Below are 26,057 nucleotides of genomic sequence, written 5' to 3'. Positions count from 1 at the left end.
TCCCTTCGCCTGTTGAAACTCATCTCCCCTAGAACAACCCGTCGAGTTCCGATTCGATATCGGCGGCGCCCCGGTGAACGTCGCACCACCGTTGTCCGGCGCGGATGGGTTCACCGCAGGCGGGGCAGTGGTCGGGAAACTCGGATGGGTCGGGTAGCTCCCCGGTTCCGTCGCAGGTGGGGCAGATGATGTCATAGCGCTGATGGACTCCCGGTTCTGCGGGAATGTGAATCAACTTCCGTCCGTCGCAGTCTGGGCATTTCATGACTGGTCCTCCTTTTGTTCTAGGGGAATTATCCTCGTTCCGCACCGCGTCAGCTTGTCACCGGGGCGGGTCAGTTCGCGCACTCGTCCTCCATCTGTTCTGGGGGAAAGGTTCACCGCCCTCCCCCGCATTCCGTCCGTTGGTTCTAGGGGAAACTCAGCGTTCCACCACGCGATCGCCCACCCTAACCTGAGCGGCGGTCAGGGGCAGGGCATCGCACCCGTCCATGTCGAGGTCGAGGTCGATGGCGATGCCGAGGCGGTGCAGCAGTTCATCTGCGGACAGGTGTTCCCAGTCGGGGTGACGGTACCGCCGCCCGTCCCAGGTTGCCGTCACCAGGGCGAACTCCTCGCGGTAGAGGAAGTTTCCCCGCATCATCCGTTCCGCCCGTTCCCAGCCGTGCCGCCGCACCAGTTCCGCCCTGCGGTTGTGCCTCGGGTAGTGTTCCACCCATTGAATCGGGTCGGTCAACTCGAACTGCCGCCGCACCAGGGTCATGACATTCTCCACCGAGTTGGTGACGCTGGTGCCGGTGTCCTCCTCGTCCAGGTCGCTCATCACCGCGACGGTTCCCTTCGCCCGCCGCCACACCCGGACCCGGCATTGGCTGTCCCAGTCGTACCAGCTTCCGTTGCCGAACCCGACCCACCGAAACATCGCGTCGATGTCCGCTTTCATTTTGCCTCCTTCTGCTCCAGATAAATTTTCCGACTTGCGGATGGCGTCAGCCGTCCTTTTCCCCGGCAAATAAACCCGCGCCCGCCCGCATCTTTTCCATTTGCCGACACCTTTTCCCCCAGAACAAAATGGCGATCGCGGCGCATTTTTGATGCGACATTTCCGGCGTTCGGACTGGTGCGATCGCGGTCGAAACGGACCATTGCGGTGGCGGTGGCGATATGCTGAAAGGAGTCGAGTGATTGCAACGACCATGAACCAATCAGAGCTGATCGATGTGGTATCGGATAAGCTACAGATGCACAAAGGGGACGTGAAGGAGGTGGTGGATACCTTCCTCAACTGCGTCAAAGAGACGGTGGAAAAAGACCAGAAAGTGCTGCTGGTCGGCTTCGGCACCTTCACCAAGCGGCTGCGCCCGTCCCGGCCGATTCCCGTCGCCAATACCCAGGAACTTCGCATGAGCCGGGAGCAGTATTACCCCCACTTCAAAGCCTCCATCCCGTGGCGGGAAGCCCTCAATCCCGCACCGCCTCCGAAAAAGAAATCCAGAGCCAAAAAAACCGAGGCTAAGACAGCCCCGGCGAAGAAGCGGGCGACCCGCAGGCGGTGAAACAATCGGCGGAACTTATCTCATCCGCGATCGCTGTCGGTATCAAAGAGGGAATCGAGGGACTGAATCGAGTAGCCGTCCCGCTCTTCGAGGAATCCTTGGAGATGTGAAATCTGCACCTGCAAAATGGACAGATTACGGCGCTGCATATGAAAGCAGGCGTCGATGTCCCGCTTATTATTTTTGATCCGAGTTTCCAGCCGACCTAGGGTTTTATTGTAATGCTGGGACAGGCGAAAGACGACGGTGGCGAGTCCAATTGTCCCGGTCATAAAGAAACTCGCCAGCGTCAAGATGACGGACAAAATTTCGGTGTCGATGACAATTTGCGAGAGAAGCATGGCAACGGAAAATAAATCGGTTACTCTATTTTCACTTTTTTTGGTGTATCCTATTTCTGTAATCCGCAACTTACGGAATCATTAAATATCGAGATTGCGGATTTTAAATTTTCCGAGCTTCAGGAGTAAGATATGACCCTTGCAGCAGCAACGAGAGATGCGGTGGCGTCGGCGATGGCCGGCAGCGGACTCCCATCGGCAGAATTCTTCGGCAGTTTGGGCGTGAGCGGCGACCAACAATTCGCCAAGGATTGGGTAAGTTTGGCATCGGCAGCCAAAGCCCTCAACGATGCCCACGAATATCCGGCCGGCACCTCCCGCGTGTCCCCCATCAGCATCCGGGAGTCCGAGCGGATCTGCGATGTCACCGTCACCGCAATTGTCTCCAGCCTCGCCCCCCGGAGCCTCATCACCGCGCCGGACGAATCGGGACCCAACGGCTACCTGGGCGTGGCGGGCATCGACCTGAGCGGCAATCCCCTGCTGTCCGATTCGCCGTTCTTCCAGACCGCATTCACCGTCAGTCCCCTCCAGGTACTCATCGACGCCGCCATCATCCTGAATACCTTTGACACCAGCGCGACGGCGGATGAGTACGACCAGAAGATCCGCATCTCCGGCGGCGAAGTTTCGGGCAAACAATACCGGCTGCGGGCGAATCTAGAGACGAACCTGTCGAGTCCGCTGCTGCCGACCTACGCGGATGTCCTAAACTACGCCTGATCCGCGCTCCCTTTTCTTCCAGCTTTCTCCTACCTTCTACCTTCTACCGATTCCCCCGCACCGGGGGATTTTTTTATAACCGACGCGGAGGCGATCGCGTGGACGACATCACGATTCAACTGCTGCTGGACGCCGGACTTCAGGGCGTGGCGATCTACCTGATCTGGAGCGTCCTCAAACAGAACCAACACCTGATTGAAGAAATCCGGCTCCGGGACAACGAGGAGCGGGAAAACTTGATGCGGGTCATCGATCGCCTCGCCGACCTCATCGAAGAAGGCCGGGGCGATTCCCGCTGACTCTCATCGGTACCCCCAGGCCACCGCCACGGTTTTGGAGTACACTTGCCCGTCCTGGCGGTGCAGCGTCTGCGTCCACAGGCGACAGGTACAGTTGGGACCGCCGAGGGTGTCGGTGAGGTCGGGCAGTCGGCCGGCGTCGGCATCCCGGGATACCGAACCGAGCCGCTTCAGGGGTCGGTCGATGGACGAGGCGACGTACACGCCCGTCCCCGTGCCGATGCCGTCCGCCATCAAGCCCATCACCCCGACGTTGCAGTTGGCGCCGAGGGGAATTTTGATGGCGTCGCTGGGGGGGTAGACGTTGCGGGGGTAGCCTTCGACCGGCAGGGCTTTGGGCGGATGCTGCTGGGAATTGGGGTCCGGCACCGCGGCGTACTCGCCCCAGATAATTTGAGCCAGGTCGTTGTGCTGGCAACCCACCGCCTGGAAGACCTGCAGGTTAGGCGTTTCCTCCTCGGAGCGATCGATGATTTCGTCGCCCCACATGACGAAGCAGATGCCGGCCGTGGACCCCTCCGACGCTCCCTCCCGGTGGATGCCGTTCCAGAAAGCCGCGGCCCAGTCGTGCAGCGTCAGGATTTTCAACCGCAGCCCCGGCTCGAACCCCGGCAATTCTCCATTCGGGTGGGGGATGACGGCGACGGGTTCGGTGAAGGCGAGGGACTGGAGGCGGCGGCGGTGTTCGGCGGGCAGGTCGTAGGCGGTGGTGGGAGTGCCGTCCGGAATGCCCCAGGTGTCGGCAAAGGTGCGGTAGGCATCGGCAATCTGCCTGTAGAGTCCATCCCGCAGCGCTTTGGGGGTGTCGTTCAACAAGTCGAGCAGCGGGTGGAGGGCGGACGGGAGGATCTGTTTGACCCGCTCCAGGTACGCCTCCTCGATCGCGTCCCCCATCTCGTTCCACTCATCGATCAGGTCGGGTATCGACACCGGGGATGCTGCCGCTCGAATGGCGATCGCCAAGTCCTTTGCTTGCCCGATGCGATCGGCCATCTGCTGTTTGATGGCAAGGATGCGATCGCGCACTTCGCGGATGCGGCGGCGGCGCTCCTCGACGTAAATCCAGGGGGTGGGGTCGGACCCGCCCGGACCCTTGCCGTGATTCATCGCCTCGGACATCTGCCGGCCGTACCAGACGTTGGCGCGGACGGCGAAGTTCACCATATCGCGGGTGTAGGGTTCGCAATGGCGGTCGAACACGGCGATGGTCGGAAAATAGCCCCGGTAGTGGGCGAGGTCGCGAGCCAGGTCGGTGTAGGGGCGCCAGTAGGAGTTCACCACGTCGATCATCTTCGAGACGGAATCGGCGCCCACATTTCCCTGGGAGTCGGCGGCAGGGATGGGGAACGACTTGTAGGCGTCGGGGTGCTTGTAGATGCTGTTTTTGATCCAGGGCGCATCCCCGGCTCCCTCGACGATTTCCTTCACCCTGGCGATGCCGACCTCGTTGTGGTACAAATTATTTTTCATCCGGTCTACGGCCGTCTGCATCTCTTGGCTCAGGAACGCGATGACGGTCATCTCCGCCTCCCCGCCCGTTTTCTGCCCGGTCCGCACGTCGATATTCGGAATCTTGACCGCGTACTTCAGCGTCCCGTTCGCCTGCGATCGCATGATCAGGTTGGAAATCACGCCGGTCTTATTGTCCATCGCCCGCAATGCCACCCGTTCGAGGTCGCCGGTGATGGGCTCTTTGGCGAACTTCTCGACGGTGGGCGGCGTGCCGTAGAGGGTATCGAGCTGCCGCGCCTCCGCCATGATGCGGGGGTAGCGACTCCCCTCGACAATCTGGTACCAATCGCCGTCAAAGTCACCGCCGATCTGCGCCGCCGTCCGGGTATTGAACCAGATGGAACCCCGGTTGATATCCAGATGGGGGTTGGTGCCGCGGGCATTCACCCAGGTTTTGATGTCGCCCCAGTGACGGATGGGGTTGCGAAAGATGAGGTGGCGGCCCGGACTCACCGAGCGGGTGGCGAAGGTGTCGTCCATCAGCGTCTCGTCCGGCAGGCCGATGGCGGATACGAAGGCGGGCTTGCCGTTGATTGCCAGCCGCCGCCACCGCCGCGCCAGCCGCTCTCGGATGCGGGTCGCCATCCAGGGGTGGTGTTGGAGTTCGCCCCACTTGTCCGAGTCCATGATGTCGAGGAGCGGGTCGGTGTAGAGGTCATCGTCCGCCTCGTCGTCGCCCTCGAAATCTTCTTCCTCGCCCACGCTGCCGGAAAAGTCGATGTCCGCGTCCACGCCCGCCCGCAGCACCGCCGAGAGCCGCTTCGGAGAATGGTAAGCCGCGGCGATTTCCGCGCACTCTGCCTCGGTGGGCGGGACGATATCCAATTCGAGGCTCTCCCAACTGAACCAAGCCCAGAGCATCTGACTCCCCTTGGCCGTCCGCGGCTCCTCGACGTAGTTGACCACCCCGATGTAGGTTTCCTCCACCGTCTTCGTACCCGACGGCGGCTTGTGGCCCTTCGCGCCGCTGTGGGGCAGAATCAGGTCGATGCCGCGATCGCCGTCGTATTCGAGCCACCAGGTACCGAGGTCATCGTCACCCGGATCGGGGTTGGCCGTGACGGTTCCCTTCCAGACGTAACGCCCGGGTATGCCGACCCGGATTTGCATGGGGGTGTCGGACGCGCCGATGGCCTGGGCGAAATCGGGGGTGCATTTGGCGTGGGCGTCGCCGGGGAGGAATGCCTCCTTGTAGTCGTGTTCGATGCCGGAGCCGCCCTTCATCTTGCGGCGCTCCTCCGGGTCTTCCTCGTCCACCCACAGAATCCGCAGGTTCGAGAAATGGTGGATGACCCGGCATTCGGTTAAGAGTATGCTGCCGTAATTGATGCGGCCCATGCTGTCCTTGAAGTAAACCTCGCCCACGTTGCCGTCCGTGAAGATGAAGTTGCCGTGGGTCCGCGCCGACCCCGCGATGTCCAGGTACAGCCGCGACTTGCGATCGCCGACGGGAGCGCCGGCGACGAGGGGAATGCCCTTCCTCATGCGGTCGATGAGCAGCGCCTCCACCTGCGAGTCCAGTTTGATGCCGGGATCGACCGCGCCCACCACCATGAGTAACTCCGGGTGCATGGCGCGGATCAGGTTGTTGTGGTAGGTGATGGTAGAGTCCAACCACTCCTGGCCGCCGAAGTCGTACACCGCCATCTCGGTCTTGTATTTCGGCTTTTTTTCAAACTTTTGTTCTAGGCGCTTCATCCGTCGTCCGCCCCCGTCTAAAAGGAAGGATAAGAACCAGGATAGCGGTGGCGGTTTAGGTAGGCGAAACTCTGCGCTTCCACTCCTCCGAATATTTTAAGATTTCCGAGGGTTGACGGTATCGCACCGAGCCGGTATGATAGGTCAATTCGGAAAGCGAGTCTGAATCGACCGAGGTCGAATTGCGTTCCTCATTGGGGTGAATAGCCGAAATGATGCGAGTACAAAGCGGGGGCAAATGCCCCTTTTTTTTTGCTGCAAATTAGCGCGGGCGGGCATCTTTTTCCCGCCGTCCGCATCGCGTCAGAGGGGACGCTTCGTCGTCCAGATGCCACCGACGAGTTCGGCGCCCATCTGCCGCCGCAGGTCGTCCAGCAGTTGCGTCGCCCGTCCATCTTCCAACTGCTCGCGGCTGTTGATATCGACGCACAGGTGCGGCGTCTCCGCCAGGTCGAATGCCATGCCGTACAGTTCCGCGTAGCCCGACAGGTCGGCGGATAGGGCCAGCACGTCCTCCGGCAGTTCCCGCTTGCTGGTTTCGACGAGGGAGATGGTGCAGTTGTAGTCGCCGGGTTCCGTCGAGTTGCGGCCGTAGATGTAAACTTTGCTGGCCAGTTTCAGATCCACATCGTACTTGCGCTTCAGGGCGATCGCCCCGAAGATGAGCACCGCCGCGATCGCGAACGGAGCCAGGGACGAGGAACCCCACCCCCGAGACGATGCCCGCTCCCGGCCGGATGGCAGTCGGGTGTCACCGGGGGCCGGCACGATGGTGCCGACGCCGGGATTGAAGACGACACCGGGAATTTTCGGGGCGGTGGGGATGGTGAACACCGGGGCGGTCTGGGTCGCCTCGAACGTCGGGAGCGATCGCATATCCATTGGGTCGATGGGGCGATCGTGGTAGAACGCCGCCGTTTTGATCGCCATCGCCCGGGCACCGCCGGCCCGTTCGGCTTTGAGCAGCACCGCCGATGCCATATTGGATGCGGGGATGAGGTCATCGCTCGGGCAGCGGGTGAAGGTGCGGAGGATGATTTCGAGCATCCCCGGCAGCCCGACGTCGAGGGACGTGGAGTAATCCGATACCTTCAGGTTTTTTGCCACCCGTTCGATATCCGCCTGCAACCGCTTCCCCCCCGGCGTGACGCGGCGCAGGATTTGGGCGAAGGTCTGGTAGGCGCCGGATAGGGCGGCGGCATCCTCGTACTTCTTCGAGTTGATGTACCGGTTCACCGAGTGGCTCGTCTCCAGGAAGCGGCGGGTGTGGGCTTGAATCCTCACCTTCTCCTCATCATCGTCGGGCAGGGTGGCGACGTAGCGCTCGAACGGCTCCAATGCCAGCAACTCATCTTCGAGCTCCGGCGTGTTGGGGTCATCTTCCTGCTGGGCACTCAGTCCGGCCATCACCTCCCGCGCCTTGGCGAGGATGCCGATGATGCCCGCCACATTCCCCGCCAGCAAGTCCCGGCAGAAGGGGGACACGTTGAATTTTGGATCTCCGTTCCACTGCATATCACGCCCCTTTGACGATGACCGCCCAGTGTCCGCCCGTCACAATTTGGCGGTCATTTTCCCGGAGAATCAATTGCCGGTACTGCCCCGTGCAGATGTATCGCCGGGGGTAGGGCGCGTCCGCTTCAAACGGCCACACCTTCCACTTCGGGCAGGCCCACAACATGGATTGAATCAGGGTGTAATGCTCGGTCAAATAATCGTAGCTTTCGACGGTCGCAGTCACGTTCCCCTTGTCGTCGAACGGGAAGCAGGGTAGCAGTTGCGACAGTTGTTTGAACGTCGCCCATTGGGTTTTGCCGGACGCGGAATAGCCCGATACATTCGCATCGGTAAAGGACAGCATCTCCAGCAGGTGGCCGTGGCTTTTGGGCTTCTCGAACAACCCCCGCAACTGCACCTGGGGGTCAATCGCGCCGCCGAGTTGATTGAAGGTTCGGTGCCAGTTTCCCTCGTCCATCGTCCGCATTTCCATCGAATTTTCCTCCCCCCGCACCGGGTCAACGCCACCTCCATTGTGCAATATTTTACCCGACCGGATGTCGGCGATCGCGGCGGGAAATCGGGCGGCAAAACCGGGGGAAAACGGCCGGCATTTTCCCCCACAAATTATCGCCACCGCCCATCCGCAAAACCTATCGCGCCGATCTATCATGGGTGGGAGAGAGGAGCGCAGACGGCGATGGACTTAGAAAAAGAATTCGAGGTCGAACGGTCATTCCGGGAATTTAAACGGTGGTCGCAGCAGCGGCAGCAGGAGATCGAGGCGATTATCCGCGAAGCCGGATTCGATCGCGCCCAATTTATCGAATATTACCGGTCCAAAAAACTCCCCGCCGACATCGAAGGGGGTGCGCTGGCGGATCGGGTCGCCTTCATCCGGGCGGTCGTGCAGATCGACAAGGTGCTGATCATCGACCCCGGCCCGGACTAGGACGAAGCCGGACGCGGCTCCATCCCATCAGTCGAGCAGGGTTTCGAGGACGGCGCGATCGAAGAAGTAGGCGCGGTGGGATTCCGCCGTCAACTGTTGCGCCAGGGATACCCGCAGCGAAATCGCCTCAGCCCGGAAGCGGTCGCTTCGGACTCCCCGGTGTAGGGGAACCCGGGTACACAGCCAATCCCGATCCGAATAAAAATCGACCCATTCCGCGATCGCGTCGCGGTGCAGGCATTTCTCGACTTCCGCCCTGATCCACGTCGAGATCGCCGCCATCATCTTCAGCGGCGTTCCCAGCGTCACGAACCGCACCGCCTCCCCGGGGCGGAACCGGTAGTCCGCCAGACAATCGACCGCCAGCACCGACCCCAAACTGTGAGCCATGACCGTCACCCGGCCGTAGTCCCCCGAGTCGAATACGTCGGCCAGAGCGCCGGTCAGCCGGTGCCGCAGCCGATCGCGCAGCGTCGCCACCCCCCCCACCGTGTCGTCCTCGGCGTAGCGAACTATAAAATCGAGCAGGTGGATCAGCACGTTGATGGAAATGGGCAGAAAACTGAGGAGGGCGCTCGTCACCAACCAAAGCTGCCACCCGCCCAGCGCCTGCCCCCACCGCCCCAACGCCTCAGCCCACTGACTCGGCAGTTGAAATCCGAGGGCATTCGGGTCGGTGCCGATCGCCGTCATCGCCATGATGACCGTGCCGTACTCCCAAGCCGCGATCAATCCCAGGATGGCGGTCACTTGCAGGAGGAATATCCCCGACATCCGGCCGATTTTGAACGACGCGGACAGCCAGTAGAGCAGCAGGTAAATCCCCCGAAATACGCGGTAGCGGATGGTTCCCTCGTTCAAATCTTCGACCAAATCCCGCCAATAAATTTCGTAGATATCCACCGTCTTCTTCGCCCCGCCCTGGGATTCAAATGTGAACCGACGGCCCGATAGCCCCGCGATCTTGACCGGCTCCGGCTCCATGTACGCCCGCCGGTCTTCGAGTCGATTGGCCAACCCCAATGCCAGGTAGCGGTCGATGTAATAGTCCTTCTCCTTCGCGTCAAATCCCGGCACGAATACGATCGCGTCCCTGGCCCCTCCATGACTTTCCCTTTCCATGTCATCATCTCTCCGATATCGGTTTACCTCGACGATACACCGCATTCACGAGGTTTCTTTTCGTGGTGGACGCACTGTCGCGATCGCACCCCACCTTTCCCCCGCCGACCGCACCGCGTCAGCATTAAAACGGATCGACGCTGGCGCGAAGAGGGGGTTTGCGGTTGTTTTTTGGAGACGCAGATGATTATTCTCGAACCGTTCGATATCAACCAGTACAACACCGAGAAAGTGAGCTGGCAGATCAGTAAGAACACTTATCACATTGGTCCGGGATACTGCCCCGAATTCCGCATTCTCGGTCGCAGTGTTTACTTAGTCGAGGGGCAAACGCTGAAAGAGTACCGCGAACAGCTCTGGAAGTCTATGCATAGTTACCACTTTCAGCGATTTTTGTGGGATAAAGACTGTCAGAATGTGATGTTTATTTGGCAAAAGATTTCCGGTCGTGGCTTGTCGGAAGTTGCTGAGTTGGCGTTGCGCGATTTCAATGGCGATACCATCAAGGTCATCTATACGGGCGATCGCGAATTTGCAGAAATGATGATTCGTGCCGCTCGTTGGACTGCCTCTCAGATGAACGTTCCCTCCTAGAATTGAAAAATCATCGCGCCCCCGGCTCGTCTGTCGGGGGTTCTTTTTTTACGCATTCACCATCACAAATGTGGAGTCTCAAATCATGACATTAATCGACGAATTGACCGACCACACCGATGCCAGTTTGTTGGAAGGAATCGACTGCGGCATCGCCCATTATGAATTGACGATTCTGCCCGACGGTACCCTCGCAGAAGTCCACCTGCACTTCGACACTACCGACGATCGCGATCGCTGGTGTGAAGTGAACGACTTCGAGCCGATCGGCATCCGCACCGACAACAAACCGAACGGGATTGAGGGGTTCGCCAGTTGTGAATTGCGCTGCATCCTGTCCTGCCGTTAATCGTTGATATCCCCGCCCCCTCGAAAGTGTCGGCGCTGGCGCGAAGAGGGGGATTTGGGATTGTCCGCCGTTTGGGTGGGCAGTCCCTTTCCATTGTTGTCATTCAGGTAAAGCTCATGTTGACCAAACAACAGAAGAACGACTACTTGCTCAAACGCAAGCCCATCGGTGAAGGCAAGCTCGATCTCGATTGCCTCTTCTGCGTGGAAGACTTCGACCCGACCGAACACGAAGGTCACTGCAAACTCGGGCTGAATCAGTGCCAAGACTGTCCCTATTTCCATATGGATGAAGAGATCGTCGAATGGACGCTGTTCGCCTGGGAGCAGTACCCCGACTATTACGCATAAACTTCGACCGATTGCCCCGTCCTTTGTGGCGGGGCTTTCCTTTTTTTTTACCCATAAATCGCACATCACACGAGGAGAAATACCGTGACCTTTCCCAAAGATAAAGCCGTCACCGCCCACTTCACCGGGCACCGACCCCAGCACATCGGGCGCCTCCACCTGGAAGTCCGGGAGTGCGTCGAATGGTTGGTGGAATACGCCACGGAGCGCGGCATCAAAGTGTTCGTCAGCGGCATGGCCTGCGGCGTCGATCTGACGGCGGCGAAGTACGTCATGGATCTAATCGACGGGGGAGCCGACCTGTACCTGGTGGGCGCGGTGCCGTTCCCCACTCACTGGCAGAAGTGGCCCCGCTCGACGCAGGACGAGTACGCGGCGTTGGTGAAGCGGATGAAGCGGAGCGATCGCTGCAAGGTGTGCCTGGTATCCGACGGCGGCTACTCCATCGAGAAGCTGACCCGCCGCAACGAGTGGATGGCCGATCGCGCGTCGATGTGCCTGGGCGTGTACCTGGGCACTCACGGGCGGCAGGGCGGCACCTACCGGCAGTTGCAGTACAGCAGCTCTCGGGGACTCCACACGATCTATTGCGACCCGGCAAACCTGCGGATGTACCAAGTTCTGCCCCATCAAGAGGTCGGTTAGTCCGCGACAGAAAACAGTTGGGATGGTTCGCCTGCGGGCGGGCCGTCCCTTTTTTTTTAACCGTCATTCCGACCCATTTCTCATCCGCAAATCATCCGTCAATGGTGGAGAAAAGAACGACGGAACGCATTTTAAATTTACTCGAACCGTTGCTCGAAGATTTCGACCGCGACGCCTTCGTCGCCGGAGTCGGGGACTGCCGCGCCACCGAAAATCATGCGGGGGATATCGTCCTCATCCACCTGCGGTTCGAGTCCGCCGCCGCCGCTCAGTCCTGGGCGATAGGTGCGCTTCGCGGATCGCCTGGGAGTTCGCCGCCGCCCACCGGGGCGATCGCGAGGCGCTGGGCTTCATCGAGGGGGAACCGATTGCCGTCGTCCTCACCTGGTAATGTCCCCCATCCGTCACTCACTGACGCTGGCGCGAAGAAGAGGTTTCGGGATTGTCCGTCCGACCGGATGGGCAGTCCCATTTCACATTCTGATTGGAGACAACAATCATGTTCGTTATCGAATCGATCGCCGAGTCCATTCTCTTCCGTACCCGGATCGCCGTCGGAGCGATCGCGCAATTCGCCTTCGGATTGATGCGCTTCGAGCAATTGGAGCAATTCGTCGTAGGTTGCGATCGCGATTCCTTCATCGGCCGCATCGCCAACGTACAACTGACGCAACGCGACGAATACATCGCACGACACGTCCCCGAAGCGTTCTTGGATTCGCTGTATTCCGACCCCGAATAATTCGGTCAATTGCCCTACATAGAGGCTTGTCCCAGGCATGACGTTAAACTGCCTATTCTTTTGCTCACTCACTTTGGAGAAACATGAACGAAACCGTGATTCAAGATAAATTCCTTTGGCGATATATTGTTCGCCCTCTCACTCAAGAGTCGGCAACTCCCGTCGAACTCGACGCGACGCACCTTGAAGCTCTTGAGCAAGTGAAAACGCTCATCGAAAATGGTGAGTTCGACCAAGAAGCCTCGCAAGACGGCCGCGTTTTCTACGGCTCCTTTAACGGTGACAGCCTTTTGCCCTCTTTAAATTGCCTCATCTCGGCGATCGAACGGTTCGGTTACTGCTGCGTCATCGATTGATTTCCCAGCCCCGCCCCCCGGCGGGGTTTCTTTTTTTTAAATTCATCTCTCCTCCATCCGTCAGCGGCCGACGCTGGCGCGAAGGAGGGAGTTTGGGATGGTTTGCCCTCCGGTGAGCCGTCCCCTTTCCCATCAATTGAATTGGAGAATACCCCATGAAAGATTACTCGCAAATGCCCGTTGAATACCTGGAAGCGACCTGGCAGACCGACCCGGAAGCGAAAGCCGAGTTGGAACGCCGCCTCCAGCAGATGTTGGGATTGAATTTCCTGCCCACCATCGTCGAGAACCCGCTCACTCCGGAAGAACTGGAGATGCTGCACCGCCTCGACGATGACGACCTCGAAGACCTGGAGTTCTAACATCATCAGCCCCGGCCCGTCCGCCGGGGTTTTCTCCTCTCAATCGATCGCCGTCGATCGCCATTCACTGTCCTCTATCCGAACGGAGTTATCCGCCATGAACTACTCAGAAATCCTCGGCGCGTCCAAGTACCACAACGCCATCGCGATCGCATCGACACCCCGCAAATCGACCCATTCCTATACCGGCTATTGCGTCGATGTGTTCTTCGCCGAGCCGTCCGACCTGGTGCGGTTCCAGAAGTTGGTCGGCTACAAACTCGGCATCTTCCTCGCCGTTTCCTACGAGCAGGATTACGCCCGAGTGCGCGTCCCCGTGGAAGCGTGACCGACCGAAAGCGATAGGTGCGATCCGCGATCGCACCGACGCAGTTCCCCCCGCCCTCGAAGACAACTGACCGACGCTGGCGCGAAGAGGGGATTGGGGGATTTCTCACCTAGACCGTAGCGTTTTCACAGTCAACTAAACTGGAAATAACTCATGGAATATTACCGCCAATATCAGTTAAATAGTTGGATCAGGTTCTATCAATACACGGACTTCTTGCTCGTCAAGATCGATGATTGTGTAAACCCCGACAACTGGTCAGCGGAAGATTGGGAAGACTTCGCCGATTATGTCAAGTTTGTCAAAGATAAGACACTCGTGTTTGACATCAGGCAGGATGCGAGAGCGATCGAGATGGCAGCCCTCGCTTGCAAAGCCGGATTGAAACTTGTGCTGGTTGGCAACCAAGAGCAAAAGTTGACCGGGGTTCTCACAGGTCACAAAGTCCGCAAACCAGGCAAGCAGTTCGAGCGATTGGTGCAAGCCGGTGAGAAATTTGCCATCACAGTTAGTGAGACGCAACCATCCTACATCAACGAACGATATAAGTACGGCAAGAATTTCGGCTTTGCTTTTGAATCGTTCATGGTCGAAGATTGACAAACTTGACCCCTAAGCCCTGCCTCTCGGCGGGGCTTTCCCTTTTTTTAATGACCCACCTTCACCCTTCAATTGACGATACCCATCATGCTCGAAATTATCTACCGCATCGACTCCAAGAACCCCCACGCGACGCTCGGCAAGGATCGCGATCGCTACAGCATCAACCTGTGGACGCTGAAGGACAAATACCGCTGATCCGGTCGGGGCAACTCCCCGGCTGCAAACCGTACCGCCCCTCGGACGCATAGAAAAGATGGGGTGTCAGCCGACATCCCATCACATATATCAGGGACTTTCATTCTCTCACGGCAATGGAAATTATCGACCAAAATCTACTCGACATCACCGCAGGAATCATCGGACACCAGACCAACTGCCTCGGCTTCATGGGCGCCGGAATCGCCCTGCAAATCAAACGGAAGTATCCGAGGGTTTACCGGCAGTACAGCAAATACTGCGATCGCCACAGACCGTACCCCGGCTTACTGTTGGGAACCGTGCAGCCCGTGTGGGCGGACGAAAGCCGGAAACTGCTGGTGCTCAACTTATTCGGCCAGTTCAATATCTCCCACAGCCGCACCAACGTCAACACCGACTACGAAGCGCTGCGGGCGATCGCGCTCAAACTGAAACTGAGGCAGGAACGGGGGGAACTCGGACCCATCCACCTGCCCTACGGCATGGGCTGCGGCTTGGGCGGCGGCGACTGGGAAGTTGTCGGTCGCATCTTCCGAGACGTGGACGGTCGCTGGTGCAAATTGCCCGATCGCAACTGAATTGAACCGCCACCGCTGGCGCGGGGGATGGTGTCGGGGAGGCTTCGCCCTCCCCATTTTTATCGGCGGCTAACGCCCTACGAATTGAGGAGTATTACGGAGTTGAAAATGCACAGACCCATCAACATTTATTCCGGCACCCGAGGGCTCGGCGGCGCCCTCACCAACCCCACCCGACTGGCTTTGAAGAAGGGCAGCATCAAACACAAGTACCCCGTCGAACTGCGGGGGAACTGGTACGCGGACGCGGAGGAAGCCTACCAGGATTTGAAAAGCCTCGACTTCGATAAAGACCAACAACTGATGGTGGAGATTCTCACCGCCAAACTGCACCAGCACCCGAGGCTCAAAGATGCGATCGCCGACCGGGGTGGGTTGGCGTGGCTGCGGCGGTGTACCCACATCGTCCGCCACCGCAACGGAGAACCCGGACGCTGGGAAGGGGAGGGGCTGCGATCGCCGTTCGTGAATTGCCTGTATCGCGCCTACGCGAAGTTCGCCCCCCTGCACGAGAAGATTACCGTCGTCAACGGCAAGGTGGACGGCTGGACGGGCGAGGGGAAAATCTACATCGGCCGTGAGAACCGACGCCTGGGGCTGGCTGCGTCCCCCCTGCAGAATCCGTACCGCATCGGCGAGGACGGCTCCCGGGATGAGGTGGTCGCCAAATACCACCGCCACCTGAAAGGGCGCATCCTGGCGGGCGATCGGCAGATCCTCTATATGCTCCGCACGATCCTGGAGGTGGCGAAGGAGAACGTGCCGGTCGAACTGTGCTGCTACTGCAAACCCGCACGATGCCACGGCGACGTGGTGAAGGCGGCGCTGCTGTGGCTGGCAAACGGCGGACTCGAACGGGAACTCGCCTGCAACCGAGAAACAGACGGCTGACGCCGTTCCAATTGAGGAGAAATCCCAACCATTCCATCCAATCAAACGCCCCCGCAGACGGCCATCTGTGGGGGTTGTTTCGTCGCACATTTCGTTTTCGGAGAAGTAGGAACAATGTACCCCATCGACATCAAACTGGCAAGCCAACTGCCGCGATTCAAAGGACAGAAACTCACCCAGCCGGTGTACCGGTTCGACTGTTCCCGCCCGAATCCGCTGGGCAATCCGTTCTACGGGAAAACCCGGATGAAAGCGTACCGCGAATGGCTGCTCATCCTGGCGGCGGAGGAATTCCCCCGAGACGCGGATGATATCGAAGCGACCGAGTGGGCGATTCACACCCTCGGAAATATTGCGGCACGCCAGCAGTGCAAGCGGGTTTCGATGTGGATTCACGGCAGTTGCAAACTGTTCGTCCCCGACCCGAACGACACCTACCGCGAGTTGCAGCGGGTGAACGCCGCGTCACACAAAGGCATCATCTATTTCCCGTGGGAAAGTCGGGACGTTCAACAGTACGAAAACGGCGAGAAGGCGGTCGGGCTGTGCCGCATCGACGCGCCCCACATCCGGCGCGAGGAGGAACCCATCATCCTCGAAGTCGCCTCGACCCTCGACCTGGACTTCGGCGTTCTCGCCGGGTAATCACCGGGTAAATAAACCGCCATTCAACCCACATTAATTGCCCATATTGTCGGGGAGTCTCATGGCTCCCCCTCGCTTCATTATGGATAAAATTCGAGTATTCGAGTCCGCCATTTCCGAGTGGACGAACGAAGAATTTCCCCGCAACATTCTCAGCACGATATTCCCCGGCATCCACAAAGACCTCCGGGGCATCAAACTCATCCCCAACGAGTCGGTGAAACTGCGGATGAAAGGGTGGGCACTGGCATTCAGCAGCGGCACCACCGCCTACTTCATGAAGGTGAATGACGTCAGGTTGCCACAAGTCCAAGCATTGTTTGCCGACAAACCCGACTGCGCCCGGTACGGCTCCCTGTTGACTTCCCAGACCTTCGCCGCCCACCTGTACGAGTCCGTGCGAATCAAGGTGGTGGACTTCACAGCGTCCGAATATCGGGGCTGGGGAACCGACGACTGCCGGGGGTTCATCCACCCGCGATTGTTGGGAGCCATCGACGGCCGGGGCGATCGCGCCTTCCAGTTCCGCATGGTGTGGCTCCAGGATTGGCTGCCGGATGACACCAACCTGCTGACATTCAACGGACCGGGAAAGAGTTTCCTGGCCAAAGGAACTCTCGCGCCGATAGACGGCTTGACCTGGGACATCGTGTTGGACAGGAGCAGCATCAAGGGCAATGACATCGAATGCGGCGAATACCACCTGCCCCGGGTGGCAATCGGCAACAAGATGAACAGCCGCATCAGTGATTGTTCCAACTCCTGGCAGTTCAACATTTGGTTCAGCAAAGAGGCGATCGCGGCGGACTTACTCCCCGGCGTTTTGCTCGAATGCGATCGCCTCAAGGCACTGCAATCCGATCAGCGGAACCTGATCGCCCAGATGTGCGATCGCGGCATCAAACGGGCGGAAATCGCCGGGACGCCACCGGATCGGATGGCACAACTGCTGGCGGGGGACAAATACGGACGGCTCTCGACCCACCGCAAATGCCTGGAGTGGGCGCTCAAGCAACTGCGGCGGGAGTGGAAGCGGCTGGCCTACGGGGGGGCGCACCGCCACCAATCGGCGATGGCACAACCCGACCGCACCCTGGCGCCGGACGAGGTGAGCATCAACGGCGTCGCCGAGGGTCAGGTGTTGGTGGTGACGCGGTACCCCATCGTCAACTCGGACGGCATCCGCAAGTATCGGAACGTACACCGACCCGACACCCTCAACGGCTGCTGCGCCATCCACCCGGACATCGCCATGACCAACCACCAATGCGATTTCGACGGGGACGCGCTGGTATTCTCCCGCGCCGAGGATATCCCCCACATCGCGGCGGAAGTGCGCTGGGCCGGCGAGGAGCCGAAGCATCCGCCCGTGGTGAAGCGGGAAAAGGTTCCCTACACCGGCAGCATCGAAGCGATCGTCAACGCCCAGGCGTCGGACTCCATCGGGTTGGTGGCGACGTGGATCGGGGTGGTGGAAGCCAGCAAGCGACCCGACCGGCACCGGCTGCTCGACCGATTGTTCGACGCCCTCCAGATTGAAGTGGATTCGCCCAAGTCCGCCACCCGCTTCGCGGACATCTACCCGACCCTGGAGAAAGAGTGCGCCGTCTGGCAGAAAGCCCACCCCGTCGCCCTGTTCGACCAGAAGCGCAACGACCAACTCTTCCTCACCGAACCCGGGCGCTTTCCCCTAGAACAAGCGGGCTACCACGTCCTCGCCGACGCGGTATCGAAGGCCTGGAGCGAGTGCCAGCCCTACGTTTCGCCCAACAAGCACTGGCGGTACCTGTTTCCGTCGGAGCGATCGCCGCGGTGGGACGGGTGGGCGCTGGCGGTGCTCGACGAGTACCACGCGAAGATCCGCGCCATCAAAGAGAAGTACGGCGAGAGTCCGAGGCGGCTGTCGGAAGCCATCGGCATCCTGGTGGAAACCCTGCGGTGCAAGTGTCCCGAAGGGGAGGGCGACCGCTTCGAGGCCTGCACCGCCCTGTGGCAGCTCCAGCACAACCCGAAGCGGTACGAAGCGGACAGGGACAATCGCGGCGTGTGGGGCGATCGCGTGGAGAAAGCCAGCCTGGTGTTCAACCTGTTCCCGGACATCATCGGCGATCGCATCCGGCGTCCGGTGGAGACGGTCTGGTTCGCCGGGAAGAACCGCAGCGTGTACGCAGGGCATCCGCTGACCGGGCAGGTGGCGACGCTGACGGTGCGGGGACAGAAGCTGTTCGTGGGCGAGACGCCCATCGGTGAGTTCCCCGACCAGTGCAAGGGCGACAAACTCGGCTCGGGCGATTACCGCTGCCGACTCTACGACTACGGCAACACCGGCTCGTCCGTCGAGGTGAAACTCATCGGGCGGTTGGACTGACGTTCTAGGGGAACCGACGTTCTAGGGGAACGCTTCCGCCTGCGGGTGGGAGCCTCCCCTGCTTCCGGATGCCGTGAGGGGCTACGCCGTGCGGGTCGAGAAGAATTCGGAGCCATCAAAGATGAGCGCAGAAACGGAACGAACCCAATCCCAACTGACTTTCGCCGAGCGGATGGAGTTGGAGGAACGGCAGCGGACCGAGCGGCTGACGGCGGCGGTATCGCCGGTGCTGACCCACCTGGCGGAACTGTACGGCTGCACCTGGACATCCGAACTGTCGGAGCGATCGCACTGGTTGGTGGCGAAAGCCCACATCGATGGCACGGACTGCGAACTGCGGTTCGAGGTGGACGGGCGGAAGCGGCGGGTCGTCTGCCAGTGGTACGGCAGTTTCATCACCCTGCCCGTCGTCCGTTACGACAACATCCAGTCGGGCGGGCGAACCGTCGAGGTGGTGAGCCAATTCACCGACCATTACTCCCCGGCGACCGAAACCGTCCGCTTCTGGAGCTACCGCCGCCGCGACGACGAGGGGCCGCAGAAGACCGCCACCTACGCCATCGGTCGCGACCCGCTGTCCGTCGCCAAGCAAATCCAGCGGATGGTGGACGGGTGCATCGAAGACAAGCGGGCGATGACGGTGAAAATCCAGGCGGCGCGGCAGCAGAAAATTGCCAGCAACGAGGCGACCGTCGAGCGGGCGGGTTACGCGGACGGGCTGTACCTGGTGGAAACGTCGGACACCCAATACTGCGGCGTCCCCAAACTGGAGCTGGCGTGGCGATTCCCCCGCGACTGTCCCTGGCGGTGCGACCTCGACTTCAACTACTACGGCACCGAGGCGACCCTGAAGCTGACCGTCCCCACCCGCGCCTTCCGGGATATCGTGTCGGCGATCGCGACCCTGTTCGAGACGGACCGGGGGAACCGCTGACGCCGTTCGGGTCGAGGGGAAAATCCCCAACATAGGTACAGTGAATGACGCGACTCGCTTCCTCCGGGGGGCGGTCGCTTTTTTTCTGGCTACGCCGTGCGAACTTCGGAGATTGATGCAGGAGAAAATTGCGATGTTATTGAACGACTTGTTGGCCCGACAGCAGAGCCAGTTCGACGCCATTCAAGGGCAAATCGAACAGTTGCAAGAACAACAGCGGCAGATCCAAGCTTTCATGCAGCGGATCGGGAGCTGCGAGTCGAAGATGGAGAGCGCCGCGGCGTTGATGCAGCAGGCGATCGCCACCGTCCGCGAAGTGTGTCCCGAGGAACTCGACGCCTACCGGGCGGTCGTCCTCAGCCTGTTCGAGGGGCACACCATCGCCCACCTGCCCGAGGCGGACGCGGACGAAACAGCGGCGGACGACCCGGACGAACCCGACCTCCCCGGTGGTGAAACAGACGGTGCGGCTGACGGTGAAACAGACGAGGGCGTTGACGTGAATGCGGACGAGGTGGAGGTGCAAGCCGTAGAAGCCGACGACCCCGCAGACCCCGACGACGACCCCGACTCCGACGACCCCGATGCACCGCCCAAACCCACCCGCCGGTTCCAGAGCGTCGGCAGTGCCGCGATTGAGTTGGATGACCTGACCCTCGACCAACTGCGGCATATCGCCAAGGGCATGACCCCGCGACCCAAGGGTTGGTACAAGATGAAGAAAGCCGAACTGCGGCGGATTATCGAAGCGCACCGAAACCGCTGACCGAGACGGCATCGCCGGTGAGCATCCTCCACTTTCCCACCTCCCCCATCGCGGGGATTTTTTTGGGAGAACACAACAGAAAAGCAAAGGATGCTACGCCGTACAAATGGAGGGGGAAATCGACTCCCCCGCAACGAAAAAATGAATCGAAATCAGAGGTGAAAGTCATGGCGACAAAAGCGCAAGCGAACGGCGAATCGGTCGAACTGAACGTCTTCGGGCGCAAGAATGAAAACGAAATTCTCATCCCCGAGATGCCGCTGGCTGCCCGCAATAATTGCCAGTCGGGCAAGTGGATGATTGGCGATGAGGAATACGGCTCCAAGGTGTCGATGACCATCCTCAAGTTCTCGAAATTCTTCGGAGATTTGGGGCAGACCCAAAACGCCCTGTGGGGGCAAATCTGGTTCGTCGCCGAGTCTGGCGAACTGCCCCAGGGGGTCGTGATGGTGACGTACATCAAGAGCCGTTCCCTGAGTGATTTCAACCGGCTGGTGGCGTCCGTCCAGGCGCGGGGCGTCGAGCCCGCCACGGGCATTTTCGTCCCCGAATTCGTCCGCCACACGGGCCAGAAACCGGACGAAACCGGCGTGCTCAAACCCACGTCGTATTACTCCCTCAAGTGGTCGTGGGTGGAGCGCACAGACTGGGCGCCGCTGGAACAGGCGGCGGCGGTCTTGGCGGACTCATCCAACCTCACCCGCATGATCGACCTGGACGGCACCCAGCGGATGCTGTGTCTCGATAATCTGTCGCCCCACGAGGTGGCGACGCTGATGGCGGCGAAGACATCCGAAGTGACATCCAACGCCCTGCCCGAGGGGATGAAGTCCGCAGAAGCCGGGGACGTGGTGCCGATGCCGTAGGTCTGACTCGGCGATCGCTTCGGGGGGCGGTCTGCGGCTACGCCGTGCGGGGGTAGGAGTCCATCAATTGGAGTGAAACAAAACACATGACTTCTACCCTCGCAAACATCCGAGAACTGGCCAAGAAGATGCGGCTGTGTACGACCCGCGACGGCTACCAGACCCTCCTGAGCGCCCACCCCGAAAGCCGGGTGAAGGAAGCGTGGGAGCTGCTGACCGAAGACGTGAAGGCGCGGCTGAAGGCCCTCGAACAAGCGCCCGAACTCCTCGACGCGGTGGCCTGGAGCAAGAAACTCCTCAGCAGCACCGAACCCGCCGACGTAATGGATGAAATCGCGTCCGCCCACGGCGATGACGGCTGGGCGGCGGTGTGGAAGGCGGTGCCGAAGGAGTGGCGCCCCAACCTGAAGGAGGCGATCGCCGCACCCGATGCCGTCCCCAACCTCTACGCCTGGAAGGACAAGTTCATGCTGTGCAACAACCGCCAGCAGTTGACCGAGTGCAAAGAATCGTTCATCCGGCGGTTCGGCGACCCACGGGCGAAGCAGTTCTGGAACCGGGACTTGACCGAAGACGAGCGCAACTACCTGCGGCAAATCGCGGCGGTGGACGCGCCCGCCCAACCCGAGCAAGCCGCACCGTCGGAGCAACCCGAGCAACCCGCACAGTCGGAGCAACCCGAGCAATGGGACTGGCCGGAGGGAACCGCCATCCTCTACCGCAAGTATCCCGGCGCCGAACCCCGGTACGGTGTGACCGCATCGACGGCGACCCCGGCGGGGAAGGTGCGGGTCATCTGGGACGACGGCGGCAAGAAGGTGTCGGTGCTGACGTCGAAGCTGGAGGTGGCACCCGATGCCCCGGTGACGCCCGCCCCGATGACGGCCGACGATGACGACCTCACCCCCGAGGGAATTGCAAACCTGAGCCTCGATACCTCGAAGTTGGTGGGCATGGCATCCGGCCGCAATGGCAATGGCAGCAGCAATGGCTCCCGCCCGCCCGAGGATGACCCCGACGCACCCGAGGATGATGAAACCGTGCGGCTGAAAATGCACGAAATCATCGACGAACTCATCGCCCTCGACCCGGAGGATGAAGCCTACGAGAGCCACATCGTCCGCCTGTTCCAGCAGCGACTCGATGCCATCTGCTACGTCCGCGATCGCCTGAAGGCGGAGGAGAAGGGCCAGAAAGCGAAATTCGACGCATTGGTGAAGGAATTCGAGACGCCGCTCGTCCGCGTCCGTTCCGCCATCAACCGCATCGACCGCTACGCCCTGTGGCTTTTTGAGCAGGGCAAGCTCGGCATCCGCAACGAGGGGCGCGATCGCGTCCTGTCATTCCACAAGACCGAGGCGGTGGAGGTACTCGCCGAGCCCGAGGACGTGCGGCGGGTCGCGCCGGATGCCGTCGAGGAGGTGGTGACGCTGAAGGTGAAGAAGTCGGCGCTCAAGCAACTCATCAAGGACGGCCACGACATCGACGGCGTGGCGGAACTGAAAGAAAACCTGCACCCGCGCACGGGTTGGAAGGTGAAGCGGTAATCGGCAATGGCGGGTTCCCCCACGGGAGTCCGCCGCTACGCCGTGCGGGTCGAGGAGTATTCATGGAGGTAAAACATGAACTTTATCCGAGTTGAAAGCCAATGTCATCCCGGCTCCTACCGCTGGCTGAACGTAAATTACATTGCGTCCGTGGATCGGCTGATTGGGGAGAAGGGAAGTGCGACCTTTGTTCTCATGGCAAATGGAACGAAGTATAACCTGACCCAGGAAGTCGGCGACGAATTTATCGAGCGGTTCGAGGGGTTGATTAACCGACAGATTTTGGAGGGGTAATCGCATCCCTCGATTCCCATTGGGGGGACGGTTCTCCCCCCGAAAACGGTACAATCATTCTGGAGAAAAACCATGACGCGACAGACGATGACCGACGCACAACGGAGCGCCATCAAAGCCGCCATCTGGCAGTCGATTCTCAATCAACAAACCGACGCGGTGATGCGAAACCTGCGCGACCGATTCCCGGAACTGACGGCGGAGGCGGAGGGAGAAATAAACCGGACGATGGGGCACCTGAAGAATGGTTGAAATCAACGTCATCACCCTGAAGCAACCGTGGGCGTCCGCCATCTTCTGCGGCAAGTCCGTCGAAAACCGGCGCTGGCAAACGTCCTACCGGGGCGAACTGTTCGTCCACGCCGGACGGTCTATCGACCGCGACGGGTTCGCGTTCATCCGCCGCGTCGGCGCCGAACGTCGGATGCCGATGCAACTGCCACTCGGGCAGATACTCGGGTCGGTGCGGGTGGTCGATTGCCGCTTCGAGGGCTTTATGGACGACCCCTGGGCGATGGCGGGACACTACCACTGGAAGCTGGAAAGTCCCCGCCTCTTACGCCAGCCCATCTTCTGCCGGGGACACCTGAAAATCTGGACGCTCGACGTGCCCGAAACCGAGTTGATGTTCGACCCGACCTGACCCTCCGGGGGCTACGCGGTGCGGATTGAGGGGAGTCGGGCGACCGGCTCCCCCATCGATCGCAGCTTACGGGAGTTGATGAATGAGGGTACGTTCGAGCGTATCGCCCAAGCGGGCGGGGCGAAAATCCGTCCGGCAACTGATGGACGGCGGCATCCGGCTGACACCCGTGCCGACGGGCTCCTTCGACTACAAGATCGGCTACTTCCGGGACGGCATCCCCCGCGTCGCCGTCCCCCGCCGCTTCCCCACCCGCCGGGGCTGTCGGAAAGAAATCGATCGCATCTATCGGGCTTACCGCCGCGATCGCGTCCTCCGGCTGCTGGCAACGGCGCTGCTGTCCGTCGCGGGGCGGAACCGTTAGAGCCCGTCGGTGGCGGGATTTTCCATCGGGGCATACCGACTCCGGCAGTCGTAGCAGTAGCGGTTCTGCGAGTCGGAATTGGCGTCGGTGAGCCGCACGCCACAGCCCCGGCACCGGTCGATTTTCTGCGGAGAAACCCACCGCTTCTTCTGACTTTTTTCCACGCGATCGCCTCCCATTCTTTCGTCTCTTTCGTCCGCCTTCCATTGTACTCGGTGGCGCATCATCTCATCCGAAATCGAAGCGATGCGGAACCCGTGACCGGGTGCGGATATCGGAGTTGGGAGTTCACCCTTTGACAGAAAAACAAACGTTCGATTTCGAGCGGGACACCGCCGCCGATGTGGCGTCGATCGGGCAACTCATCGCCAACTGCGACGAAATGCTCGAACGGTGCGATAAAAATTTGAAAAGACTGCAACAATTGGAGGTCAAAACCATGCACCCTGGATTGGAGACAATGGAGGTCGAACTGTTCGTGACCGTCCGCCTGAAGGTGAAAGATACCGTGGAGGGGCGGCACGATATCGAGCGGTACAATTCGGATTTCTATTACTACTACGAAAATTTGAGCGAACGGCTCGAAAAACAACTGACCGGCAATTCGGATTTGAATGTCGAATTCGTGTCGATCGCCGAGGTGAAATAGAGTTCCCGTTTCCGCAGCCCGTCACGCGGGGGGTATCGACCCCCCCGCCCGGTAATCGAGCCGCTCGTCGAGCATCCACCAGTTGGGTCAGTTCGTCCGTCATCGTTTCCAAACGGTCGTAATCAGCGGTTTGTAGTGAGAACAGAATCGGTCGTGTTCCAGGGCGATGCGCTCGGCTTCTGCCAAGGACATGGGCTGCGCCCTCTGGTGCGCCGTCTCGAACATAGAGTACCAGTGCTTTTCCTCCTCCGTCGGTGGCAGGTGCGGACTCCAGCACTCCGTCCGCCGGTCGTAAATCAGTACCGTCCACTTCATCGGTTCCCCCCTCCGTCCGTCGCCCTCAGCAATCCAGTTTAACCCATTTGTTCTAGGGGTGCGGCTCGGGGTCGCGGTGGGTTATAACGGTCGGATTGTACAATCCGGGGGGGAAGAAACGCAAATGAAAGTGGTCGCACTGCATTCGACGGTATTGAAGCTGTCGCCGCTCCAATCGGGCGAATTATCCGAGGGGGAGAAGTGGAATTTTTCGCAGGGGGATTGCAAAGATATTTACGCCTGTGAAGTCGCCCACTCCCACTGGCGCCTGCACCTGGTCGAGCCGGTGGCTGATTACCGACAACTCTACGTCTATCCGCCCCACTGCGAATTGGTAGAAGGCGAGGGGGAGCTGTCGCTGCCGCCGTCCGTCACCCTCGACGTCCCCTACAAATCCCAGCTCGACAATCGGTTCAACCCCACCGGTGCCTGCAACGTCACGTCCCTGGCCATGTGTCTGGAGTACCTGGGCGCCGAGCGCCGCACCCGCGCCGGTCAATTCGAGGATGAACTGTACGAATACGCGATCGCCAACGGGTACAGCCGCCATTCGCCCTACGACCTAGCCCAGATTGCCCGGGATTACGGGGTGCGCGATCGCTTCTTCGAGGCGGGGAATATCGATCGCATCAGGGCGTGGGTCGCCGCCGGAAATCCGAATATCATCCACGGGTACTTTACCGACTTCGGGCATATCATCGTCGTGGTGGGGTACGACGAATACGGGTTGATCGTCCACGACCCCTATGGGGAGTGGTTTGCCAGCGGCTATCGCACCGACCTGTCCGGCGCGTTCCTCCATTACTCCTATTCTCTGATCCGCCGCCTGTGTATGCCGGACGGCAACCTGTGGACCCACTACCTGAGCCGCTGAACCCCGCCAACCTCGATAATATAGCACTGTGCGCTGGCATAGTTACACAGGGGAGAAATCAGGAAACCCCAGAATTTCTCTCTCCTCTCTCCTCTC

Annotated in this window: 38 protein-coding genes; 27 read left to right on the top strand and 11 right to left on the bottom strand. The window is 60.2% G+C overall.

Annotation, left to right across the window (positions count from 1 at the left end; genetic code table 11):
- Window positions 1–28: 28 nt before the first annotated feature.
- The 3 genes from LKE08_RS11550 to LKE08_RS11540 form a co-directional block, all read right to left on the bottom strand.
- Complete coding sequence (locus LKE08_RS11550; RefSeq protein ID WP_324704376.1) at window positions 29–265, bottom strand: hypothetical protein; 237 nt, start codon at window positions 263–265, stop codon at window positions 29–31.
- A gap of 156 nt (window positions 266–421) precedes the next feature.
- A complete protein-coding gene (locus tag LKE08_RS11545) occupies window positions 422–943 on the bottom strand; it encodes a hypothetical protein (RefSeq protein WP_324704375.1) in 522 nt (173 codons plus the stop codon).
- Window positions 940–1,191 carry a hypothetical protein gene (locus LKE08_RS11540; protein WP_324704374.1) on the bottom strand — a complete coding sequence of 84 codons (252 nt, stop codon included), beginning with the start codon at window positions 1,189–1,191 and terminating at the stop codon, window positions 940–942. Before LKE08_RS11540 ends, LKE08_RS11545 begins: the two co-directional genes overlap by 4 nt.
- Before the next feature lie 5 nt (window positions 1,192–1,196).
- On the opposite strand from LKE08_RS11540, the gene LKE08_RS11535 reads away from it, so the two are divergent.
- Window positions 1,197–1,556 carry an HU family DNA-binding protein gene (locus LKE08_RS11535; RefSeq protein ID WP_324704373.1) on the top strand — a complete coding sequence of 120 codons (360 nt, stop codon included), beginning with the start codon at window positions 1,197–1,199 and terminating at the stop codon, window positions 1,554–1,556.
- A 20-nt stretch (window positions 1,557–1,576) separates the two neighbouring features.
- Here the strand turns inward: LKE08_RS11535 and LKE08_RS11530 are convergent, their stop codons facing one another.
- Entirely contained in the window at window positions 1,577–1,897 is a 321-nt protein-coding gene (locus tag LKE08_RS11530; RefSeq protein ID WP_324704372.1) for a hypothetical protein, read from the bottom strand.
- Between the two features lie 132 nt (window positions 1,898–2,029).
- Here LKE08_RS11530 and LKE08_RS11525 point away from each other — a divergent pair, with 132 nt between their 5' ends.
- Both LKE08_RS11525 and LKE08_RS11520 read left to right on the top strand, forming a co-directional pair.
- On the top strand, window positions 2,030–2,620 hold the full coding sequence (locus tag LKE08_RS11525; RefSeq protein WP_324704371.1) for a hypothetical protein: 591 nt from the start codon (window positions 2,030–2,032) through the stop codon (window positions 2,618–2,620).
- A 98-nt stretch (window positions 2,621–2,718) separates the two neighbouring features.
- Entirely contained in the window at window positions 2,719–2,919 is a 201-nt protein-coding gene (locus LKE08_RS11520; RefSeq protein ID WP_324704370.1) for a hypothetical protein, read from the top strand.
- A 3-nt stretch (window positions 2,920–2,922) separates the two neighbouring features.
- Here LKE08_RS11520 and LKE08_RS11515 read toward each other — a convergent pair whose 3' ends face one another.
- The 3 genes from LKE08_RS11515 to LKE08_RS11505 form a co-directional block, all read right to left on the bottom strand.
- Window positions 2,923–6,129, bottom strand: coding sequence for a hypothetical protein (locus tag LKE08_RS11515; RefSeq protein ID WP_324704369.1), 3,207 nt, complete (start codon window positions 6,127–6,129; stop codon window positions 2,923–2,925).
- A gap of 303 nt (window positions 6,130–6,432) precedes the next feature.
- Entirely contained in the window at window positions 6,433–7,644 is a 1,212-nt protein-coding gene (locus tag LKE08_RS11510; RefSeq protein WP_324704368.1) for a hypothetical protein, read from the bottom strand.
- A 1-nt stretch (window position 7,645) separates the two neighbouring features.
- Complete coding sequence (locus tag LKE08_RS11505; protein ID WP_324704367.1) at window positions 7,646–8,299, bottom strand: hypothetical protein; 654 nt, start codon at window positions 8,297–8,299, stop codon at window positions 7,646–7,648.
- Window positions 8,300–8,326: 27 nt separating this feature from the next.
- On the opposite strand from LKE08_RS11505, the gene LKE08_RS11500 reads away from it, so the two are divergent.
- Entirely contained in the window at window positions 8,327–8,578 is a 252-nt protein-coding gene (locus LKE08_RS11500; protein ID WP_324704366.1) for a hypothetical protein, read from the top strand.
- A 27-nt stretch (window positions 8,579–8,605) separates the two neighbouring features.
- Here the strand turns inward: LKE08_RS11500 and LKE08_RS11495 are convergent, their stop codons facing one another.
- A complete protein-coding gene (locus LKE08_RS11495) occupies window positions 8,606–9,700 on the bottom strand; it encodes a hypothetical protein (protein ID WP_324704365.1) in 1,095 nt (364 codons plus the stop codon).
- Window positions 9,701–9,883: 183 nt separating this feature from the next.
- On the opposite strand from LKE08_RS11495, the gene LKE08_RS11490 reads away from it, so the two are divergent.
- The 4 genes from LKE08_RS11490 (at window position 9,884) to LKE08_RS11475 (ending at window position 11,638) form a co-directional block, all read left to right on the top strand.
- Window positions 9,884–10,294 (top strand): hypothetical protein, encoded by a 411-nt coding sequence (locus LKE08_RS11490; protein WP_324704364.1) that lies wholly within the window; start codon window positions 9,884–9,886, stop codon window positions 10,292–10,294.
- 85 nt (window positions 10,295–10,379) lie between these two features.
- A complete protein-coding gene (locus LKE08_RS11485) occupies window positions 10,380–10,643 on the top strand; it encodes a hypothetical protein (RefSeq protein WP_324704363.1) in 264 nt (87 codons plus the stop codon).
- 116 nt (window positions 10,644–10,759) lie between these two features.
- The gene (locus LKE08_RS11480) at window positions 10,760–10,993 is read left to right on the top strand and encodes a hypothetical protein (RefSeq protein WP_324704362.1); all 234 of its coding nucleotides are present in this window, start codon (window positions 10,760–10,762) and stop codon (window positions 10,991–10,993) included.
- Window positions 10,994–11,077: 84 nt separating this feature from the next.
- Window positions 11,078–11,638: an SLOG family protein gene (locus tag LKE08_RS11475; RefSeq protein ID WP_324704361.1), complete on the top strand. Its 561-nt coding sequence runs from the start codon at window positions 11,078–11,080 to the stop codon at window positions 11,636–11,638.
- Window positions 11,639–11,872: 234 nt separating this feature from the next.
- Here LKE08_RS11475 and LKE08_RS11470 read toward each other — a convergent pair whose 3' ends face one another.
- Window positions 11,873–12,022: a hypothetical protein gene (locus LKE08_RS11470; RefSeq protein WP_324704360.1), complete on the bottom strand. Its 150-nt coding sequence runs from the start codon at window positions 12,020–12,022 to the stop codon at window positions 11,873–11,875.
- A 115-nt stretch (window positions 12,023–12,137) separates the two neighbouring features.
- Between LKE08_RS11470 and LKE08_RS11465 the strand changes: the two genes are divergently transcribed.
- The 17 genes from LKE08_RS11465 (at window position 12,138) to LKE08_RS11385 (ending at window position 24,123) form a co-directional block, all read left to right on the top strand.
- Window positions 12,138–12,380: a hypothetical protein gene (locus tag LKE08_RS11465; protein ID WP_324704359.1), complete on the top strand. Its 243-nt coding sequence runs from the start codon at window positions 12,138–12,140 to the stop codon at window positions 12,378–12,380.
- Between the two features lie 83 nt (window positions 12,381–12,463).
- The gene (locus tag LKE08_RS11460) at window positions 12,464–12,736 is read left to right on the top strand and encodes a hypothetical protein (RefSeq protein ID WP_324704358.1); all 273 of its coding nucleotides are present in this window, start codon (window positions 12,464–12,466) and stop codon (window positions 12,734–12,736) included.
- A gap of 155 nt (window positions 12,737–12,891) precedes the next feature.
- Complete coding sequence (locus LKE08_RS11455) at window positions 12,892–13,098, top strand: hypothetical protein (RefSeq protein WP_324704357.1); 207 nt, start codon at window positions 12,892–12,894, stop codon at window positions 13,096–13,098.
- On the top strand, window positions 13,070–13,426 hold the full coding sequence (locus LKE08_RS11450; protein WP_324704356.1) for a hypothetical protein: 357 nt from the start codon (window positions 13,070–13,072) through the stop codon (window positions 13,424–13,426). The genes LKE08_RS11455 and LKE08_RS11450 overlap by 29 nt, the downstream gene beginning before the upstream one ends.
- A 153-nt stretch (window positions 13,427–13,579) precedes the next feature.
- Window positions 13,580–14,026, top strand: a complete 447-nt coding sequence (locus LKE08_RS11445) for a hypothetical protein (protein ID WP_324704355.1) — start codon at window positions 13,580–13,582, stop codon at window positions 14,024–14,026.
- A gap of 314 nt (window positions 14,027–14,340) precedes the next feature.
- Window positions 14,341–14,805, top strand: a complete 465-nt coding sequence (locus tag LKE08_RS11440) for a macro domain-containing protein (protein ID WP_324704354.1) — start codon at window positions 14,341–14,343, stop codon at window positions 14,803–14,805.
- Window positions 14,806–14,913: 108 nt separating this feature from the next.
- Window positions 14,914–15,696 (top strand): DUF4326 domain-containing protein, encoded by a 783-nt coding sequence (locus LKE08_RS11435; protein ID WP_324704353.1) that lies wholly within the window; start codon window positions 14,914–14,916, stop codon window positions 15,694–15,696.
- A 114-nt stretch (window positions 15,697–15,810) separates the two neighbouring features.
- Window positions 15,811–16,341, top strand: coding sequence for a hypothetical protein (locus tag LKE08_RS11430; RefSeq protein ID WP_324704352.1), 531 nt, complete (start codon window positions 15,811–15,813; stop codon window positions 16,339–16,341).
- 82 nt (window positions 16,342–16,423) lie between these two features.
- Window positions 16,424–18,709 carry a hypothetical protein gene (locus LKE08_RS11425; protein WP_324704351.1) on the top strand — a complete coding sequence of 762 codons (2,286 nt, stop codon included), beginning with the start codon at window positions 16,424–16,426 and terminating at the stop codon, window positions 18,707–18,709.
- Between the two features lie 121 nt (window positions 18,710–18,830).
- Complete coding sequence (locus LKE08_RS11420) at window positions 18,831–19,643, top strand: hypothetical protein (RefSeq protein WP_324704350.1); 813 nt, start codon at window positions 18,831–18,833, stop codon at window positions 19,641–19,643.
- 115 nt (window positions 19,644–19,758) lie between these two features.
- Window positions 19,759–20,409, top strand: coding sequence for a hypothetical protein (locus LKE08_RS11415; RefSeq protein ID WP_324704349.1), 651 nt, complete (start codon window positions 19,759–19,761; stop codon window positions 20,407–20,409).
- Between the two features lie 167 nt (window positions 20,410–20,576).
- Window positions 20,577–21,275, top strand: coding sequence for a hypothetical protein (locus tag LKE08_RS11410; RefSeq protein ID WP_324704348.1), 699 nt, complete (start codon window positions 20,577–20,579; stop codon window positions 21,273–21,275).
- A gap of 86 nt (window positions 21,276–21,361) precedes the next feature.
- Window positions 21,362–22,822 (top strand): hypothetical protein, encoded by a 1,461-nt coding sequence (locus LKE08_RS11405; protein ID WP_324704347.1) that lies wholly within the window; start codon window positions 21,362–21,364, stop codon window positions 22,820–22,822.
- Window positions 22,823–22,897: 75 nt separating this feature from the next.
- Window positions 22,898–23,116 carry a hypothetical protein gene (locus tag LKE08_RS11400; RefSeq protein WP_324704346.1) on the top strand — a complete coding sequence of 73 codons (219 nt, stop codon included), beginning with the start codon at window positions 22,898–22,900 and terminating at the stop codon, window positions 23,114–23,116.
- 72 nt (window positions 23,117–23,188) lie between these two features.
- Window positions 23,189–23,368, top strand: coding sequence for a hypothetical protein (locus LKE08_RS11395; RefSeq protein ID WP_324704345.1), 180 nt, complete (start codon window positions 23,189–23,191; stop codon window positions 23,366–23,368).
- Window positions 23,361–23,759, top strand: coding sequence for a hypothetical protein (locus tag LKE08_RS11390; protein WP_324704344.1), 399 nt, complete (start codon window positions 23,361–23,363; stop codon window positions 23,757–23,759). The genes LKE08_RS11395 and LKE08_RS11390 overlap by 8 nt, the downstream gene beginning before the upstream one ends.
- A gap of 82 nt (window positions 23,760–23,841) precedes the next feature.
- On the top strand, window positions 23,842–24,123 hold the full coding sequence (locus tag LKE08_RS11385; protein WP_324704343.1) for a hypothetical protein: 282 nt from the start codon (window positions 23,842–23,844) through the stop codon (window positions 24,121–24,123).
- Here the strand turns inward: LKE08_RS11385 and LKE08_RS11380 are convergent.
- Window positions 24,120–24,350: a hypothetical protein gene (locus tag LKE08_RS11380; RefSeq protein ID WP_324704342.1), complete on the bottom strand. Its 231-nt coding sequence runs from the start codon at window positions 24,348–24,350 to the stop codon at window positions 24,120–24,122. The genes LKE08_RS11385 and LKE08_RS11380 overlap by 4 nt on opposite strands.
- Window positions 24,351–24,418: 68 nt before the next feature.
- On the opposite strand from LKE08_RS11380, the gene LKE08_RS11375 reads away from it, so the two are divergent.
- Complete coding sequence (locus LKE08_RS11375) at window positions 24,419–24,772, top strand: hypothetical protein (protein WP_324704341.1); 354 nt, start codon at window positions 24,419–24,421, stop codon at window positions 24,770–24,772.
- 99 nt (window positions 24,773–24,871) lie between these two features.
- Here LKE08_RS11375 and LKE08_RS11370 read toward each other — a convergent pair whose 3' ends face one another.
- Complete coding sequence (locus tag LKE08_RS11370) at window positions 24,872–25,087, bottom strand: hypothetical protein (RefSeq protein ID WP_324704340.1); 216 nt, start codon at window positions 25,085–25,087, stop codon at window positions 24,872–24,874.
- Window positions 25,088–25,211: 124 nt separating this feature from the next.
- Here LKE08_RS11370 and LKE08_RS11365 point away from each other — a divergent pair, with 124 nt between their 5' ends.
- Window positions 25,212–25,961 carry a C39 family peptidase gene (locus LKE08_RS11365; RefSeq protein WP_324704339.1) on the top strand — a complete coding sequence of 250 codons (750 nt, stop codon included), beginning with the start codon at window positions 25,212–25,214 and terminating at the stop codon, window positions 25,959–25,961.
- The last annotated feature ends 96 nt before the right edge of the window (window positions 25,962–26,057 follow it).

The organism is Lyngbya sp. CCY1209 (assembly GCF_035615495.1).
In the GTDB taxonomy this organism is placed as follows: Bacteria; Cyanobacteriota; Cyanobacteriia; order Cyanobacteriales; family Microcoleaceae; genus Limnospira.
The sequence above is the reverse complement of the archived record's forward strand: the minus strand, read 5'-3'. Positions and strand labels throughout refer to the sequence as shown.